Annotated in this window: 13 protein-coding genes and 1 tRNA gene; 6 read left to right on the top strand and 8 right to left on the bottom strand. The window is 62.2% G+C overall.

The annotated features are described in order from the left end of the window. The first annotated feature begins 110 nt into the window (after positions 1-110). Positions 111-1,496, top strand: coding sequence for an FAD-binding oxidoreductase (locus tag ACGK9R_RS11325; protein WP_394581296.1), 1,386 nt, complete (start codon positions 111-113; stop codon positions 1,494-1,496). A gap of 82 nt (positions 1,497-1,578) precedes the next feature. Here ACGK9R_RS11325 and ACGK9R_RS11320 read toward each other — a convergent pair whose 3' ends face one another. After that, positions 1,579-2,193 (bottom strand): NYN domain-containing protein, encoded by a 615-nt coding sequence (locus ACGK9R_RS11320; RefSeq protein ID WP_394581294.1) that lies wholly within the window; start codon positions 2,191-2,193, stop codon positions 1,579-1,581. Between the two features lie 261 nt (positions 2,194-2,454). Further along, a complete protein-coding gene (locus ACGK9R_RS11315) occupies positions 2,455-3,453 on the bottom strand; it encodes a TRAP transporter substrate-binding protein (protein ID WP_394581292.1) in 999 nt (332 codons plus the stop codon). 139 nt (positions 3,454-3,592) lie between these two features. Here ACGK9R_RS11315 and ACGK9R_RS11310 point away from each other — a divergent pair. Beyond that, positions 3,593-3,669: transfer RNA gene (locus ACGK9R_RS11310), tRNA-Arg, on the top strand. Positions 3,670-3,732: 63 nt separating this feature from the next. Here the strand turns inward: ACGK9R_RS11310 and ACGK9R_RS11305 are convergent. Next, the gene (locus tag ACGK9R_RS11305; RefSeq protein WP_394581290.1) at positions 3,733-4,653 is read right to left on the bottom strand and encodes a YihY/virulence factor BrkB family protein; all 921 of its coding nucleotides are present in this window, start codon (positions 4,651-4,653) and stop codon (positions 3,733-3,735) included. Positions 4,654-4,948: 295 nt separating this feature from the next. Between ACGK9R_RS11305 and ACGK9R_RS11300 the strand changes: the two genes are divergently transcribed. Continuing rightward, a complete protein-coding gene (locus ACGK9R_RS11300; protein WP_394581287.1) occupies positions 4,949-5,434 on the top strand; it encodes a PepSY domain-containing protein in 486 nt (161 codons plus the stop codon). A gap of 77 nt (positions 5,435-5,511) precedes the next feature. Here the strand turns inward: ACGK9R_RS11300 and ACGK9R_RS11295 are convergent, their stop codons facing one another. After that, the gene (locus ACGK9R_RS11295) at positions 5,512-5,811 is read right to left on the bottom strand and encodes a YciI family protein (protein ID WP_394581285.1); all 300 of its coding nucleotides are present in this window, start codon (positions 5,809-5,811) and stop codon (positions 5,512-5,514) included. Positions 5,812-5,956: 145 nt separating this feature from the next. Next, positions 5,957-8,260 (bottom strand): TonB-dependent siderophore receptor, encoded by a 2,304-nt coding sequence (locus ACGK9R_RS11290; RefSeq protein ID WP_394581282.1) that lies wholly within the window; start codon positions 8,258-8,260, stop codon positions 5,957-5,959. Positions 8,261-8,365: 105 nt separating this feature from the next. Here ACGK9R_RS11290 and ACGK9R_RS11285 point away from each other — a divergent pair, with 105 nt between their 5' ends. Beyond that, positions 8,366-9,100, top strand: a complete 735-nt coding sequence (locus ACGK9R_RS11285; RefSeq protein WP_394581280.1) for a winged helix-turn-helix domain-containing protein — start codon at positions 8,366-8,368, stop codon at positions 9,098-9,100. Positions 9,101-9,145: 45 nt separating this feature from the next. On the opposite strand, the gene ACGK9R_RS11280 is transcribed toward ACGK9R_RS11285, so the two are convergent. After that, positions 9,146-9,274 carry a putative transporter small subunit gene (locus ACGK9R_RS11280; protein WP_394581278.1) on the bottom strand — a complete coding sequence of 43 codons (129 nt, stop codon included), beginning with the start codon at positions 9,272-9,274 and terminating at the stop codon, positions 9,146-9,148. 50 nt (positions 9,275-9,324) lie between these two features. Beyond that, entirely contained in the window at positions 9,325-11,013 is a 1,689-nt protein-coding gene (locus ACGK9R_RS11275) for a sodium:solute symporter family protein (RefSeq protein WP_394581276.1), read from the bottom strand. A gap of 724 nt (positions 11,014-11,737) precedes the next feature. On the opposite strand from ACGK9R_RS11275, the gene ACGK9R_RS11270 reads away from it, so the two are divergent. Further along, positions 11,738-12,199: a DUF2243 domain-containing protein gene (locus ACGK9R_RS11270; RefSeq protein WP_394581274.1), complete on the top strand. Its 462-nt coding sequence runs from the start codon at positions 11,738-11,740 to the stop codon at positions 12,197-12,199. After that, on the top strand, positions 12,200-13,000 hold the full coding sequence (locus tag ACGK9R_RS11265) for a cytochrome c oxidase assembly protein (protein ID WP_394581273.1): 801 nt from the start codon (positions 12,200-12,202) through the stop codon (positions 12,998-13,000). It begins immediately after the preceding gene. Here ACGK9R_RS11265 and ACGK9R_RS11260 read toward each other — a convergent pair. Next, on the bottom strand, positions 12,997-14,373 hold the full coding sequence (locus ACGK9R_RS11260; RefSeq protein WP_394581272.1) for a D-serine ammonia-lyase: 1,377 nt from the start codon (positions 14,371-14,373) through the stop codon (positions 12,997-12,999). The two genes, ACGK9R_RS11265 and ACGK9R_RS11260, sit on opposite strands and share 4 nt — an antisense overlap. Between the last annotated feature and the right edge of the window lie 33 nt (positions 14,374-14,406).

Raw genomic sequence — 14,406 nt, 5'->3', positions numbered from 1 at the left:
CGACGCCCGGGGCTTTCGCAAAGGGCGAGGGCAGGATAACGTTGTATGCGCATTAGCTAAATTAAAAACAGGCGGGCCGGTGAGTCAGGCCCGCTCGACAGGGTAATACGATGGACACGCTGATTAACGAGCTTGAAGGTATCGTCGGTAGTAACGGTGTTTTGCTGGGTGATGACGTGGCCCAGCGAAGCGTCGACTGGTTCACCAAGGCGCCCTGCGAAGCCATGGCGATCGTGCGCCCGAAAAACACCGAGCAGCTAAGCCAGGTGATGGCCGCCTGCCACGCAGCCCGCCAGCCGGTGGTCACCCACGGCGGCCTGACCGGCGTGGTGCATGGCGCGGTCGCAAGCCCTAACGAACTCGTAATCTCGCTCGAGCTGATGAACCAGATCGAAGAGGTCGACGCGCTGGGCTCGACCATGCGCGTACAGGCGGGCACGACCCTGCAGCGCGTGCAGGAAGCCGCCGAGGAGATCGACATGCAGTTCCCGCTCGATCTCGGCGCGCGCGGCTCCTGCACCATCGGTGGCAATATCGCCACCAACGCCGGCGGTATCCGCGTGATTCGCTATGGCATGATGCGCCAGCAGGTGCTGGGGCTCGAGGCGGTTCTGAGCGACGGCACCGTGGTCAGTTCAATGAACACCATGCTCAAGAACAACGCCGGTTACGATTTGAAGCAGCTCTTCATCGGCAGTGAAGGCACACTCGGCATCGTCACCCGCGCGGTGCTGCGCCTTCAGCCCAAAATGCCCAGCGAGCAGACAGCGCTGGTCGCGGTGCCGTCGTTCGACGCGCTCACACGGCTTTTGCAGTTCGCCTCCAAAGAACTTGCCAACAGCCTGAGCGCGTTTGAAGCGCTGTGGAACAACCACTACGCGCTGATGACCAGTGAGGCCACCAAACACGCGGAAATTCTCGCCGGCGACTCGCCCTTCTACGCCATCATCGAAACCCTGGGCGCCGACGAGGAGAAGGACGCCGAGGCCTTCGCCGCCATGCTCGAAAAAGCGCTGGAAGAAGAGCTGATCACGGACGCCGTACTGGCCAGCTCCAGCATGCAGCGCCAAGGCATCTGGGACATTCGCGAGGATATCGAGACACTGGTGTACGAGCTGAACCCGATGTTCTCTTTCGATATCAGCCTGCCGATCGTGCACATGGACGAGTACGTCACCCAGCTTGAAGAGAAGCTGAAAGCGCAGTGGCCGGAAACCGGCCAGATCGTGGTATTTGGCCACCTGGGCGACGGCAACCTGCACATCATGATCACCGTGCGCGACTCAAGCCCCCACAGCCGCCGCGAGGTCGAAGAGCTCGTTTACGGCACGCTCGGCCAGTACACCGGCTCGATCTCCGCCGAACACGGCGTCGGCCTTGAAAAGCGCGACTACCTGAGCCTTTCGCGCACCCCGGAAGAGATCGCGTTGATGAAGCGCATGAAGCTCGCGCTCGACCCGAAGGGGCTTTTGAATCCGGGCAAGGTGCTGGCGTAGCTGTACAGCGGTGCTCAGGCAGGGCAGGCTACCGAAAGGTGGCCTTGACCCGGATTATCCAATGCCAAAAGCGCGGAAGACGCTACCAGTAACCGGGTTTATCGGCCGGTTTTTTGCGGGTATGAACGCGATCGGGAAACTGATGCAACGCCAATTCATCGTTCGAGACGTAGCGGCGGACCCAGTTGGCATTATTCTTGAGCGAGCCCGGTGGGGTTCTCTCAGCACCTTGGCGGTGCGGCAGGATGATACCGATGCGTAGCTGAGGAAAATCGCAGCGAATCGCTTCTAATGCTGGCGTCATATCGGTATCGCCGGATACAAGCACCAGCTGTTCGATAGGATTCTCTGAAGTGCTTCTCCAATACTGCGTTGCGGCCAAGCGGTACATGGCGATGCCGATTCGTACATCGGTCTCTTTCTCTTCCAGATGCCATATATCGACCTGGTCCTGGCGTGAGGCAGGTGTGTTTCTGGAAATGAAGCGAGGCGCCTTTCGATGATCCAGCCGGTGACGGCCCCAATGTACGGTCACATCGCCTGCCTTCAAGGCTCGGATATAGACATCTTGTGCCTGCTTGGATAGCAGCCCGCGAGTCGCCAGTGCTGGTTGAACAGGAGACGTAAAGTAGTGAACGCTGGCCAATTGGCTCGAAGGGTCGTTTTCATGCGTGATGGCGTCGAGCAGCCCCGGCAAGTCAAGCCACTTGTAGGGTGTGCCGGCTAACAAACCGTAAAAGAGGTTGTACCCATCGATGAAAAAAAGCGGTTCGCACGAGCTGAATCCTTGAAAACGAAAAAACCGGCGCAGTGGCCGGTTTTTTCACCCTGACTGCCAGCGAACCGAATCGCTGCGTACGGGGCTGAGTCGTGGAAATATTCTTGCCTATACGAAGCTTCGCGTCAATGGGCAGTAAAACCAGTAGCGGTTTCTTTCGGCTATCGACTCAAACACGCTTTACTGCCCGATCGCCTCGCGGATTCGCGGCAGGTAGTCGCCAAAGCGCTCGCCGTACTGCTCGTAGATCGGCTCGACGGCGCTCTGGAAGGCCTCGAGGTCCGGTGAGTCGTTGATCTCCATACCGGATTCCCGCAGTGAGGCGAGCTGCTCGGCTTCCATGTCGGCGTTGAGCTGACGCTCGTACTCGGCGGCTTCCTGGGCGGCCTCTTCCAGTACGGTTTGAGCCGCTTCCGGCAGCTGGTTCCAGGCGGGCAGGCCCATCACGAAGATCGCCGGGGCGTAGGTGTGGCGCGACAGCGTCATGTAGTTCTGCGTCTCCTCCAGGTTGAAGGAGTGGATCACGTTCACCGGGTTCTCCTGCCCGTCGATAGTACCCTGCTGCATGGCGGTGAGCGCCTCGGTCCAGGCCATCGGCACCGCGTTGGCGCCCAGCGCCCGGAAGGTATCGGTGTAGACCGGATTCTCCATCACGCGAATGCGCAGTCCGTCCATGTCCTCCGGCGTATTCACCGCGCGCTCGCTGTTGGTCAGGTTGCGAAAGCCACGCTCGGCATAGGCCAGGCCTTTCAGGTTCACGTCACTGAGTTTGTCTAAAAGCTCCTGACCGATCTCGCCGTCCAGCACGCGATAGGCGGCCTCGGGGGAGGGGAAGAGGAAGGGCAGCTCGAACACTGCCATCTCTTCAACGAAGTTCGCTACCGGCCCGTTGGTGATCACGCCCATATCGACGGTGCCGATCTGCATGCCTTCAAGCAGGGTGCGCTCGTCGCCCAGGCTCGCGTTGGGGTAGATCTCGATATCGACCTTGCCATTGGTGCGCTCCTCGACCAGCTCCTCGAATTTGGTCGCGGCCATGTGAAAGCCGTCCTGCTCGTTGACCACGTGGGCCAGGCGCAGCGTAATGGGGTCCATGTCATCGAAATCGTTGGCGTGGGCGTTACCCACCGCCGCCAGGGAAACCGCGAGGGCTAGCGTACTCAGCGTAAAATTCTTCATTTTTATGAGGTCCCGATGGGTTGCGAAAAGCCGTGCCCGCTCAGCATGCCTCAGGCTACTGAAAGCGGCAATTCGACCCCCGTCTAAACCGCCGCCCGCTGGACAGCGCCCGCCCACACAGGTAGGATACGCCCCCTACGCGCCCGTAGCTCAGTTGGATAGAGTATCGGCCTCCGAAGCCGAGGGTCGCAGGTTCAAATCCTGCCGGGCGCGCCAGAATTTGCAAAAAGCCCACACTCTTGTCGTGGGCTTTTTCGTATCTGCTCTCCTCGCTGTTCCTTACTCCACTCGACTAATCGGCGCCCGATCCGGATCCACATACCACTTGAGCCCCAGCCGCGAATTGCGCTCCAGCTCCGCGATCACCTGAGCGCCGAGCAGCAAAATGATCGCGCCAATTTCGAGGCTGAGCAGCACGATGATCAGCGCCGCCAGCGAGCCGTAGATAGCGTTGACGAAGGAGAGATGCGCGAAGTAGTAGACAAGCAGAAGCCGTACCCCCTCCCATAGCAGCGCGGCGACGAAGCCGCCTATGATCGCGCGGTTCAGGGCAATTCTGACCACCGGCAAGACCTTGTAGATAGCGCTGAACAGTAGAAACACGCCAAAAAAGCTGATCAGGTTGAGGACCGGATCGGAGAGCCCGGCCAACGGCAGCTGCTGTGCGAACAGCGCCTGGGCCAGGGTATTGAGCGAGCTGATCAGCGTGACCACGAGCGTCAGCGCCATCAGCCCGGCGCCGAGCACCAGCATGAAGGCGTAGGGCAGCAGCACCGAGACCCAGAGGCGGCGGCGCGGGGTCTCCGAGGTGTGGAAGATCAGCGCCAGCGCATCTTCGAGCATGCGAAAGGCAAAGGAGCTCAACAGCAGCAGAATCGGAAAGCTTAAAATGCTGATTACGTCGCGGGAATCCAGCAAGCCCCGCACCGCGTCCATCACTACCTCGGCGTGGGCCGGAGCGAGGTGGCGCGCCTGTACCGCCAGCACTTCGAGCAAGTGCTGTTCGTCTACCACCCGGGTCAGCATGACGCCGATCAGGGCGAACATCGGCACGATGGACAGCAGAATGTTGTAGCCCACGCCGCCGGCCAGCAGAATGCCGCGGTTGTGCAGAAAGTGCAGCAGTACCCGCCAGCCAAAGGCGGCGAGCCGGGGCAGCAGGAGCAGAACGCTCGCAACCAGTGTGCGGTGTCGGGCCATGGCGAACCACGCTCCTTGTGCAGCAGGGCGGTGTGGGCGAAATGAGTACACGTTTGGCGTGCGTGCCAATATCTTACCCTGATTTGACCGCCAGGAGCGCCAGTCCAGTGCCCACAGTGGCAATGCTGGACCATCCGGGCTTCGAAACGCCTTGATGAACATGAACGAAGTCTGAATGACGCCATCACGCTTGTGTAAGGTAGCCGTGAGTAAGGTGAGTAGCCATGGATGGGTCGCCTCCTTTTGAGGCGTTGCATTCAGCGAAGCGTCACTTCATTGAAAAAGGACTATCACCATGAAAAAGACATCGATCGCACTCGCTATTACCGCCGCTGCCGCACTGGGTCTTGGCCAGGTGGCCATGGCCGATCAGAACGACTATCAGGAAGCGCTCGACCAGGCAGGCTTCTCCAACATGATCGAGCAAGCGGCTAACGCCGGTGTGGCGTCGTTTCGTGAACTGCAGGTCGATGAAGAGCGCGGCACGCTCGAATTCGAAGTCGAAGGTTGGGATGAGGAAGGCCAGCAGCTCGACCTCACTCTGAATGGCGAAAGCGGCGAGGTCATCCGCCAATCGGCCAGTCAGACCCAGGTCGCGCCCTGGGGGCTCGATTCGCAGCAGCTCAATAGCCTGCTCGACCGCGCAAGCCAGGACGGTTTTGATCGCTTCGAAGATATCGACCTCGACGAAGACGGCTCGGTCGAAGTCAGCGGCTTCGATAGCAACCAGCGCGAAATGGAACGCAGCTACGGCATCAACGAGTTCAACGGCGGTCAGTAACCGCTAACGCTTGAAACGTTACGCCCCCGTCGGCTCGCGCCGGCGGGGGCGTTGTCGTTACCGGCCATGATCGCGCTTTAATGCTCGTCGCCCAACGGCACGAGCCGTACTTCGCGAATGTCCAGGGTTTCCCATACTCGGCCCAGGGTATAGGGGTCCTGCTCGATCCACTCATCCAGCGCCGCGCGGTTTTCGAACGCGACATGGACCGTCGAGCCGATCATCCGCCCCTCATCGTCCAGAATCGCACCGCCGCTTAAAAATTTTTCTTGTGCGATCAGTTTTTTCACTCCCGCTAAATGCGCCTCACGATTCGCCATTCGACGCGCAAGCGCGTCTTCATCAGTAAAGTCGTAGGCCGTGATTACATACTGCATGAAGCTTTTCCTCATTGGATGACGTGTATGAGCGGGGTGCCATGATAAACAGGGTATCCTCTGGCCGGAAAAAAATCGCGCCATGCCGAGAGGTCGTCATGGCGCGATCGTGTGGGTGTAAAGCCCGTTTACCTTACTCCAATGTTCAGAACTCGGTGCGCAGCGTCAGCATGGCGCTGCGCGGGGCGCCGTAGATCGAGTGGGCGTAGAAGCCGTAGCGCTCGTAGTAGTGCTTGTCGAACAGGTTGTCGACGTTGAGCGTCAGGTCGGTGGCATCGGTGATGTCGTAGCGCGCCATGGCGTTGACCGTGGCATAGCCTGCCCAGTTGGCGGGGGTCGAGCCGGTGCTCACGCCATCCACCGGGCGCCCGGCGGGGCTCGAAATGGCGTTGATGTTGCTTTGCGCGTAAACGCCAGTGCCGAAGGTCCAGCGGTTGAGAGCGCCTGCCGGGGCGTAGGTGGTAGAGAGCTTGAACAGGTGCTTGGGATCGCTTCGCCCGTCGGCGTCGATACGGCGAAAGTGCAGGTAGGTGTAGCCGCCGTAGACGTTCCAGTTCGGCGTGATGGCGCCGGCGATCTCGAGATCCACGCCGTCGGTTTCGTTGCCGGTACCGGCGCGGTAGGCCTGGTCGCCGTCCGGGGTCAGGTTGGCGCCGTCGAGCACCGCGCTGTTCTCCTGGCGGGTGCGGAAATACGCCGCCGAGGCGTTCAGGCGCCCATCGAACCACTCACCCTTCACGCCGGTCTCGAAACTGTCGCCTTCGATCGGCTTGACCGTGTCGCCGCTGACGGTCTGACGGGTCTGCGGGGTGAAGATGTTGGTGTAGCTGGCGTAGAGCGAGTGGTTGTCCGTCAGGTCATAAACCAGGCCCGCGTAGGGGGTGAATACGCCGGTTTCGCGCCGGCTGGTGGTATCGCCGGCGTAGCTTTCGTCCTCGGTCTTGTAGTAGCTGGTGCGTCCACCCAGGATCAGCGAAAGCGGCTCGGAAAGGCTCAGCCGCGTGGCGGCGTAAAGCCCGCGCAGCTCGGTTTCGGTGGTGCTGACCCGGCCGCTACGCCCGCCCTGCAGTCGGATGTCGCGGTCCACGCCCTGGCGCCAATCGCTGATCGGCAGCCCGTTGGTGGCGCGGTACATGCAGCCCTGGGAGTACGCGGACTCGGTGGCGCTGGACATCGTGCAGTTATTCTCGAAGCCGTGCTCCCGGGCGTGGCTCTCGCTATAGCCGACGGTCACGTCGTGGCGGCGCTCGGCAAGATCGAAAGCGCCGCTGAGCTCCACCTGGGCGGAGCGCTGGCGCGTCTCGTTGTCGCTGCGCAGGCCGTTGAGCACCGCGCCGCCGCCGTCCTCTTCCCAATAGCCGATGTAGGTGCCGCGCGGGCCGCGGTTCACCTTGCCCAGCGCCAGGTCGTTGAAGGCGTCGGTGTCGCTCTGGGCGGCCTGGATTTCCAGCGACCAGTCGTCGTTGAAGCGGTGGGTCAGCGAGGTGAACAGGGTGTCGGTTTGCTGCTCGGCGAAGCTCCACTCCGGCACCAGGTTGGTGCTGCGCGGAAGATCCGTCACGCGGCCGCTGGCGAACCAGATCGGCACGTTGGCGCCCCAGCCGGCGCCGCCGGTCTTGTTGTACTCGTACTGATAGCCCGCGCCCAGGGTGGTCGAATCGGTCACGTCCACCTCGAAGCTCGCCAGCGCCCCACGGGTACGGGTGGATTCATGATCGCGGAAGGCGTCGCCTTCGCCCTGGGTGACGACGAAGCGCGAGCGCACGCTGCCGTCTTCGGTCAGCGGCAGGTTGAGGTCCACGCTGCCCCGGGCGTTGTCCCAGCGTCCGTAGGAGGCGTAGGCGCTGCCGCCGAACGCCCGGCCCGGGCGCTTGCGCTGCAGGTCGATAGTCGCCGAAGGGTCGCCGGTGCCGCCAAGCAGGCCGTTGGCGCCGCGCACGATGTCCACGCGCTCGTAAAGATCCAGGTTCAGCGCACCACCGCCGCCGCTGAAACCGGTATCGCCGGGGAACTGCAGACCGTCGATTCTCCAGTTGTTCACGTTATAGCCGCGCGCCCGGTAGGAGGTACGCACGCCGACTTCCGCCTTGTTGGCGGTAATGCCCGGCGTCAGTTCCAGCGCGTCTTCCAGGCTTACCGCCTGACGGTCGTCGAGCTGCTGGCGGGTGATGGTGGTCACCGACTGCGGCGTCTCGCGGGGTGAAAGATCGAGCCCGGTGGAGCTCGAAGTCTGCTCCACGGTGTAGCTTTGGGCCTGATCGCCCTGGTAGCTGCCAACGACGCGGATGGCCTCCATCTCGACGGGATCTGTGCCCGCAGTGGAGGCGGACGTTTGGGCCAGCGCAACACCGCTGAACAGGGCGTTGCCCGCAGTGAGCCCAATGACGATGGCAAGCGACGTTCTGGGAAAAGCGGCGGCGCCCCGGGCCGCCTGGTGTAAAGGCTGCATCTAACTATCCCTTGAAAATAATAATGATTAGTATTTACCGGAGTTGGTGGCAAGATTATATTGGTCCTGCTTGTTGAGAAAGTGTTGATATACGGGGCGTATGTAATGGAGTGTTGGGAAGAGGGGGCGTCCGCGGTCAACGCCGACGAGTGCGTGCTGGTAGTGGACAACGACGAGCGCTACGGCAAAAGCACTTGCGACTACCTGGTGAAGATGGGCTATCGCGCGCGCCTGGCGATCAGCGGACGCGAGATGTGGGAGTGCCTCGATGAAGGCGTGGATCTGGTCGTACTCGAGCACTGGCTGCCCGGCGAGGAGGGGCTCGGCTTGTGTCGTGTGTTGAAGCATCACGAGCGCCTGGCGGTCATCATGACCGGCGCGCACGACCTGGCCACCGAGCGCATCATCGGGCTCGAGATCGGCGCCGACGACTACCTGTGCAAGCCTTTTGAGCCGCGCGAGCTGCTCGCCCGTATCCGCGCCGTGCGCCGCCGCGTCAAGGCCGTGGCCGAACCACCGGCCGAGGCGCGCCACTTCGCCGGCTGGCGGCTCGACTTGCGCCTGCGTCGACTTCACTCGCCCAGAGGCGAGACGATCGACCTCACTCGTTCGGACTTCATGGTGCTGGAGGCGCTCAGCGACACGCCCAACCGCATCATCAGCCGCGATGCGCTAAGCCGTCACGCCTTCGGCCGGGAATACTTCATCAACGACCGCTCGGTGGATGTGTGCATCAGCCGCCTGCGCCAGGCGCTGGAAGATGACGCCCGCCACCCGCGCCTGATTCGCACGGTGCGCAACGAAGGGTATTTCCTCGAGCAGCCCGCCCTGGCCGAGTGAGTGAATGCGATAAGCGGCGCAGGCCGATGAAAGGCGGCGCGGGCGCTACACCAGTTCGCGGTTTTGCGCGCGCGCCGCTTTACGGTCGCGCAGCACGGCGCGACAGATCAGTACGAGTACGCCCAGCGTAAGGGCGGGCCAGATCAGCACATAAAAGGTCATTAGAGCGGTCATGGTAACGTTCTCCCGAGTCGTTCGTTGTAGTGCGTCGTTATATCAAGCCATCAGCTCGTGGCAGGCCGTGCGTTAAAGCTCTCGCGTTCGCTTGGCTCGGCCGACGCCTGGTCGTAGCTGCCCACGCGCTCACCGATGCTGGCGAAATCGAAGCGCGGCTGGCGGCTGGCCAGACTCAGCGCGATGCAGACGATCGTGCTGGCGCCGTAAGCGGTGAGTGAGGCCAGCAGCACCGTGTAATCGCGTAGAAAGCCCGTGGCGAAGATCAGCATGGCGATCAGTGCCAGGCCGCCCGCGACCATGCCGGCGATACGGCCAAAAAAGCCGAAAACCATCAACCCGATGATCACCCCACCGCCGACGCTTGCCAGCAGCTCGAAGAACAGGCCACCGGCGCCGGACAGCGGGATAAGCTCGAAGCGGGCCGCGCAGAACAGCACCATCGCGACCAGCACCGCAGCGGTGAATGCCGTGTTGGTGATCCGGTCCCAGAAGCAGCTGGCGATGACGGGAAAGACGATGGCGCCCCAGAGCGCGCCGACAAACACCAGCATGACCAGAATATCCAGCGAGAAGCTGGCGAAGACGATGCCCAGCACGGTCGCAACGACCATGGTCAAACGGCCGATCAGTAGCATACGCTGCGGGTTGGCGCGCCCACGGGCTATGTTCTTGCCATAGATGTCGGCCATGACGATCGCCGACAGCGCCGAGAGATCGGAGTCGGCGGTGGACGAGAGCGAGCCGATCACCAGAATGAAGAACAGCGCAATGAACAGCGGCGGCAGATAGCTCGAGACCATCTGCGGGATCAGGTTATTCATGTCGCCGTCGAGCGGCGTGACGCCCAGCGTCAGCGCCATCAGGCCTATCATACCCAGACCAATGACGATAGCGCCGTAGCCTACCGTCGCGGTCAGAAAGGTCGGCTTGATGTGATCTTCGTTGACCGCGAACAGGCGCTGGGAAATCGTCTGGTTACCGATCGCGTAGGCCAGCACCGCCACGAAGAAGGGTGCGCCCTGGTTGAGGATGGCATCGGTGGAGAAGAAATTGGCCTGCTCGAGGGTCAGGTTATCCAGCCCCGCGACCAGCTCGCTCGGCCCGCCCATGGCGAAGAACACCGCGGGAATGATGACGATGGCGATGGCCATGAGCGCCACCAGCTGGGCGAAATCGGTAATGACCGAGGCGCGAAAGCCCGACCACAAGGTGTAACACAGCACGCCAAGGCCTGCGATGATCACCCCCGCCTGGAAGGAGAGCGGCGAAAGCACCGATACCAGGGCCCCTGCGGCGGTGAAGTTGACCATCAAGCTGATCACGCTACCCAGAATGTTGGAGAAGGCGAGGATCAGCTGGCTCGACGCACCGTGGCGCGCGTGGATCAACTCGCCCAGGGTATGGGCATTGGGCGCGAGCTTGCGAAAGCGGCGGCCAAAGGGATAGATGAACAGAATCATCAGCGCGCCCCACAGCCCGTAATGAATCGGCCCGGAAACGCCGTAGGTATAGCCCGACGTGGCAGCGGCGTAAAACGAGGCCGCCCAGATCCAGGTCGCGGTCATGCTGGCCGCGCCGATGCCGAAGCCCACGCGATGGTTGGAGACCATGAAAGCATCGGCGTCTTCTTTTTTCTTGCGAATGCCCAGGGTCATCAGGTAAGTGCCGCCGTAAAAGGCGAGCAGCAGCAAAACGACGGTCAAGGTCGAGAATTGATACAAGGATTCGTTGTTCAAAGAGAGTCCCTCGGTGAATGGCAAGGCGCACTCACACGCGCGCGGCAACGCACGCCGAGTACAGCGAGTGAAGGCGCAAGGCAGTGACGAGGCACGAAATTCGCGTTGAGCGGCGATCTCACAGCATGGATCGCGCAGCGGCCATACGGGGCTGTAGTGCCGGTTAGCGGTTCGGCGTATCGACGAACGATGGTCGAGGGCCGATACCAAAGGCGCGATGAATACAGCCTCTGGCGAGGCGCGTTTACGCGCTAGCGAGCGGCGTCAAAGCCTGGCATTACCCAGAGCGATGGCTGGGCGGAGGACGGCGGGGCATGCAGCGGCCCGCGTCGGCATAGTGGATCGACATGGATTCCCTCTTCTATCGATGATGCCCGCAACAGGCAGGGCGTCGAAAGTACTGGTGATCCAGCTCGATGGGTCTACCGCAGTAAACCTGATTGATGGCCCCGGGAAACGCTCGGGGAGGGATACCTTAGAGGGTCCAAAAGCGAAAGTCCAACGGGACGCCAGCGTCATGGGTAGAGGAGCGCAACATTTATCCGAGCAACGAATATCAGTGAAAGTTGGCCATTCGCTTTGAAAAAAAGCACGTTGTTCAAGCGCGAGCATCCAAGCCTGGTGATGAATAACCCCTTTGCACCAGGCTTGGACTGGCGGCTGTGATGCATTGCAGCGTTTTCCAGCGCTGTCTATGCTGACCTGACGACCAGGGAGTCCACACATGACACAACGAACGGATGCTCACATCAACAAGGAGTTCCGCCGCTCGCTCTGGGCGGCGGTACTGGTGGGCATCGGCGTCATGGCCGCGCTCGACGAGATCGTCTTTCATCAGCTGTTGCAGTGGCACCACTTTTTCGACTTCTCCACGCCCGCCTTGGGCATCCTCTCCGATGGCCTATTACACGCCTTCGAACTGCTGGCCGTTGTGATCGGCGTTTTTCTACTGCTCGATCTTTCCCAGCGCGGGCGCTTGAGCGTGGCCTGGGCGAAGGCGGGGTTCTTTCTGGGGATGGGTGGCTTTCAGCTTTTCGATGGCATCATCAACCACAAGATTCTGCGCCTGCACCAGATTCGCTACGGCGTGGATCCGCTGATGTACGACCTGGTCTGGAACGCCTTCGCGGTCGTGTTCTTGCTGATCGGCGCCTGGCTCTGGCGCCGCGCCCGCGCCGCGCGCTGAATGCACGCCGCCTACCACGGCGCGCTGGACTGGCTGCCTTTTCTGCTGGTCGTGCTCGTCACCTACCAATATCTGGCCGCGGCCTGGCTTCAATGGAAAAGCGAACCAGGCTGGCGTCTTTGGCGCTGCGGCTTTTTCCTTCTGGGCAGTACGCTTCTGGCCATCGCCTTCTGGCCTTCGCTGATGATCTGGGCGCATGGGGATCTGGTCGGCCACATGACGCTGCATCTTTTAATTGGCATGTTCGCCCCGCTTTGTTGGGTGCTGGCCGCGCCGATGACGCTGCTGCTCAAGACGCTGCCCCAAACCGGCGGTAAGTGGGTAGTAGCGCTGCTGCATAGTCGCTTCATGCGTGCTGTGGCTCACCCGGTCACGGCGCTGTTGCTCAACGTGGGCGGCATGTACGTGTTGTATCTGACGCCGCTCTACGCGGCTTCGCTTGAAAGCCCGCTGCTGCACTACGCGGTGCACCTGCATTTTCTGCTCGCGGGCTATCTCTTCTGCTGGGCGATCCTCGCCGAGCCCGACGCCTCACCGCACCGGCTAAGCCTGCGCTTTCGCCTGATCGTGCTTTTCGCCGCGATCGCCACTCACAGCCTGCTGGGCAAGCTGATGTACGGGTGGGGCTTTCCCCGCGGCACCGGCCATACCCTCGAACACATCCAAGCCGCCGCCCAGTGGATGTACTACGGCGGCGACCTGGCCGAGGTGCTGTTGGCGGTAGTGCTGATGACGTGTTGGCTGCGCCGGCCGATGGGGCGGCGGGAAGGGCTATTGGGTGCCGGGGCACATCCCGATTAGGCGGTGGATGACTCGACGGTTTTCAAAAGCGCTCGCCCTTTTTCCAGATACCCGGTCATTTCCTCCTCGGGCACCATCGAGCCCCCGGTGGCCCAGACCAGATGCGTGGCGTGACCCAGGTGACCGGCCAGGCCAAGGGTGTCGAGGGTGGCGCGATCGGCGCGGGCCAGGTGCGCAAAGCCCGGCAAACCCGCCACGGCGGAGGGTTCCAGCGCCAGCTTTTCGTGCTTTTGCGTCAGGGCGACCAATGCGTAGAGCTCGTCGTCGCTGACGGTGTAGAGCGCGTCGAGCAGCGGCTCCATCAGCGTGCCGACGAACGCCGAGGGGCGCCCGACCGCAAGACCATCCGCGCAGGTGAGGTTATCCAGGCCGATATCCTGCACGCTGATGGCGTTGTGGAGTTCGGTGGCCATGCCCAGCAGCATGCAGGGCGACGAAGTAGGCTCGGCGAACAGGCAGTGCACCGCGTCGCCGAAGACGTGCTTCAGGCCGAAGGCGACCCCACCCGGGCCGCCGCCCACCCCACAGGGCAGATGGACGATTAGCGGGTGCTCGGCATCGACCCGAATGCCTTCTGTTTCGAGCTGGCGCTCGAGGCGCCGGGCGGCCACGGCGTAGCCCAGAAACAGCGCGGTGGAGTCCTCGTCGTCGACGAAGTGGCAGCGCGGCGTGGCCAGCGCTTCCTCGCGCCCCTCGGCCACGGCGACGCTGTAGTCGGACTTATGCTCGACCACCTGAACGCCTTTCTCGCGCAAGAGGACCTTCTTCCAGGGCCGCGCATCGGCGGACATGTGCACCGTCACCTTGAAGCCGAGCTGAGCGCTGAGAATACCGATACTCAGCCCCAGGTTGCCCGTCGAGCCCACCACGATCGAATGGTGCGCGAACATCGTCTTGAACGCCGGCGTGGCGAAGCAGACGTAGTCGTCTTGCCGGGTGATCAGCCCATGCTCAAGGGCCAGGGTTTCGGCGTGGAGCAGCACCTCGTGAAAGCCGCCCCGGGCCTTGATCGAGCCCGAGATCGGCAGGTGGCTGTCGCACTTGAGCCACAGGCTCGCCGGGGCGGAGACCTTCCAGCGCTCGGCGGCGGCGAAGGCGAGCGAGTCGGCGCGGTGCAGCGGCGACTCGATGATGCCCCCGGCCGCAGCGGTTTCAGGAAACACTTTAGCGAAGTAGGGGGCGAAGCGTTCAAGCCGCGCGGCGGCTTCGTCGATATCTGCCGCGCTCAGCGGCAGCGCGTCGCGAACGCTCTCGAAAAAAGTGCGTTTTGGATTCACCCAGAAGGCCGCCTCGCGCCGGGTCAGCGCGCACAGGAGCGGGTCGGTGCCGGCGCGGGCGAGCGCCTGCCAGTGGTCGAGTGCATTGTCGGCCATGCGGTGTCCTTTTGTTCAGGAATCGAAAATGAG

This window comes from Halomonas sp. HNIBRBA4712 (genome assembly GCF_043558675.1).
In the GTDB taxonomy this organism is placed as follows: domain Bacteria; phylum Pseudomonadota; class Gammaproteobacteria; order Pseudomonadales; family Halomonadaceae; genus Vreelandella.
This window is presented reverse-complemented; position numbering and strand designations above follow the sequence as displayed.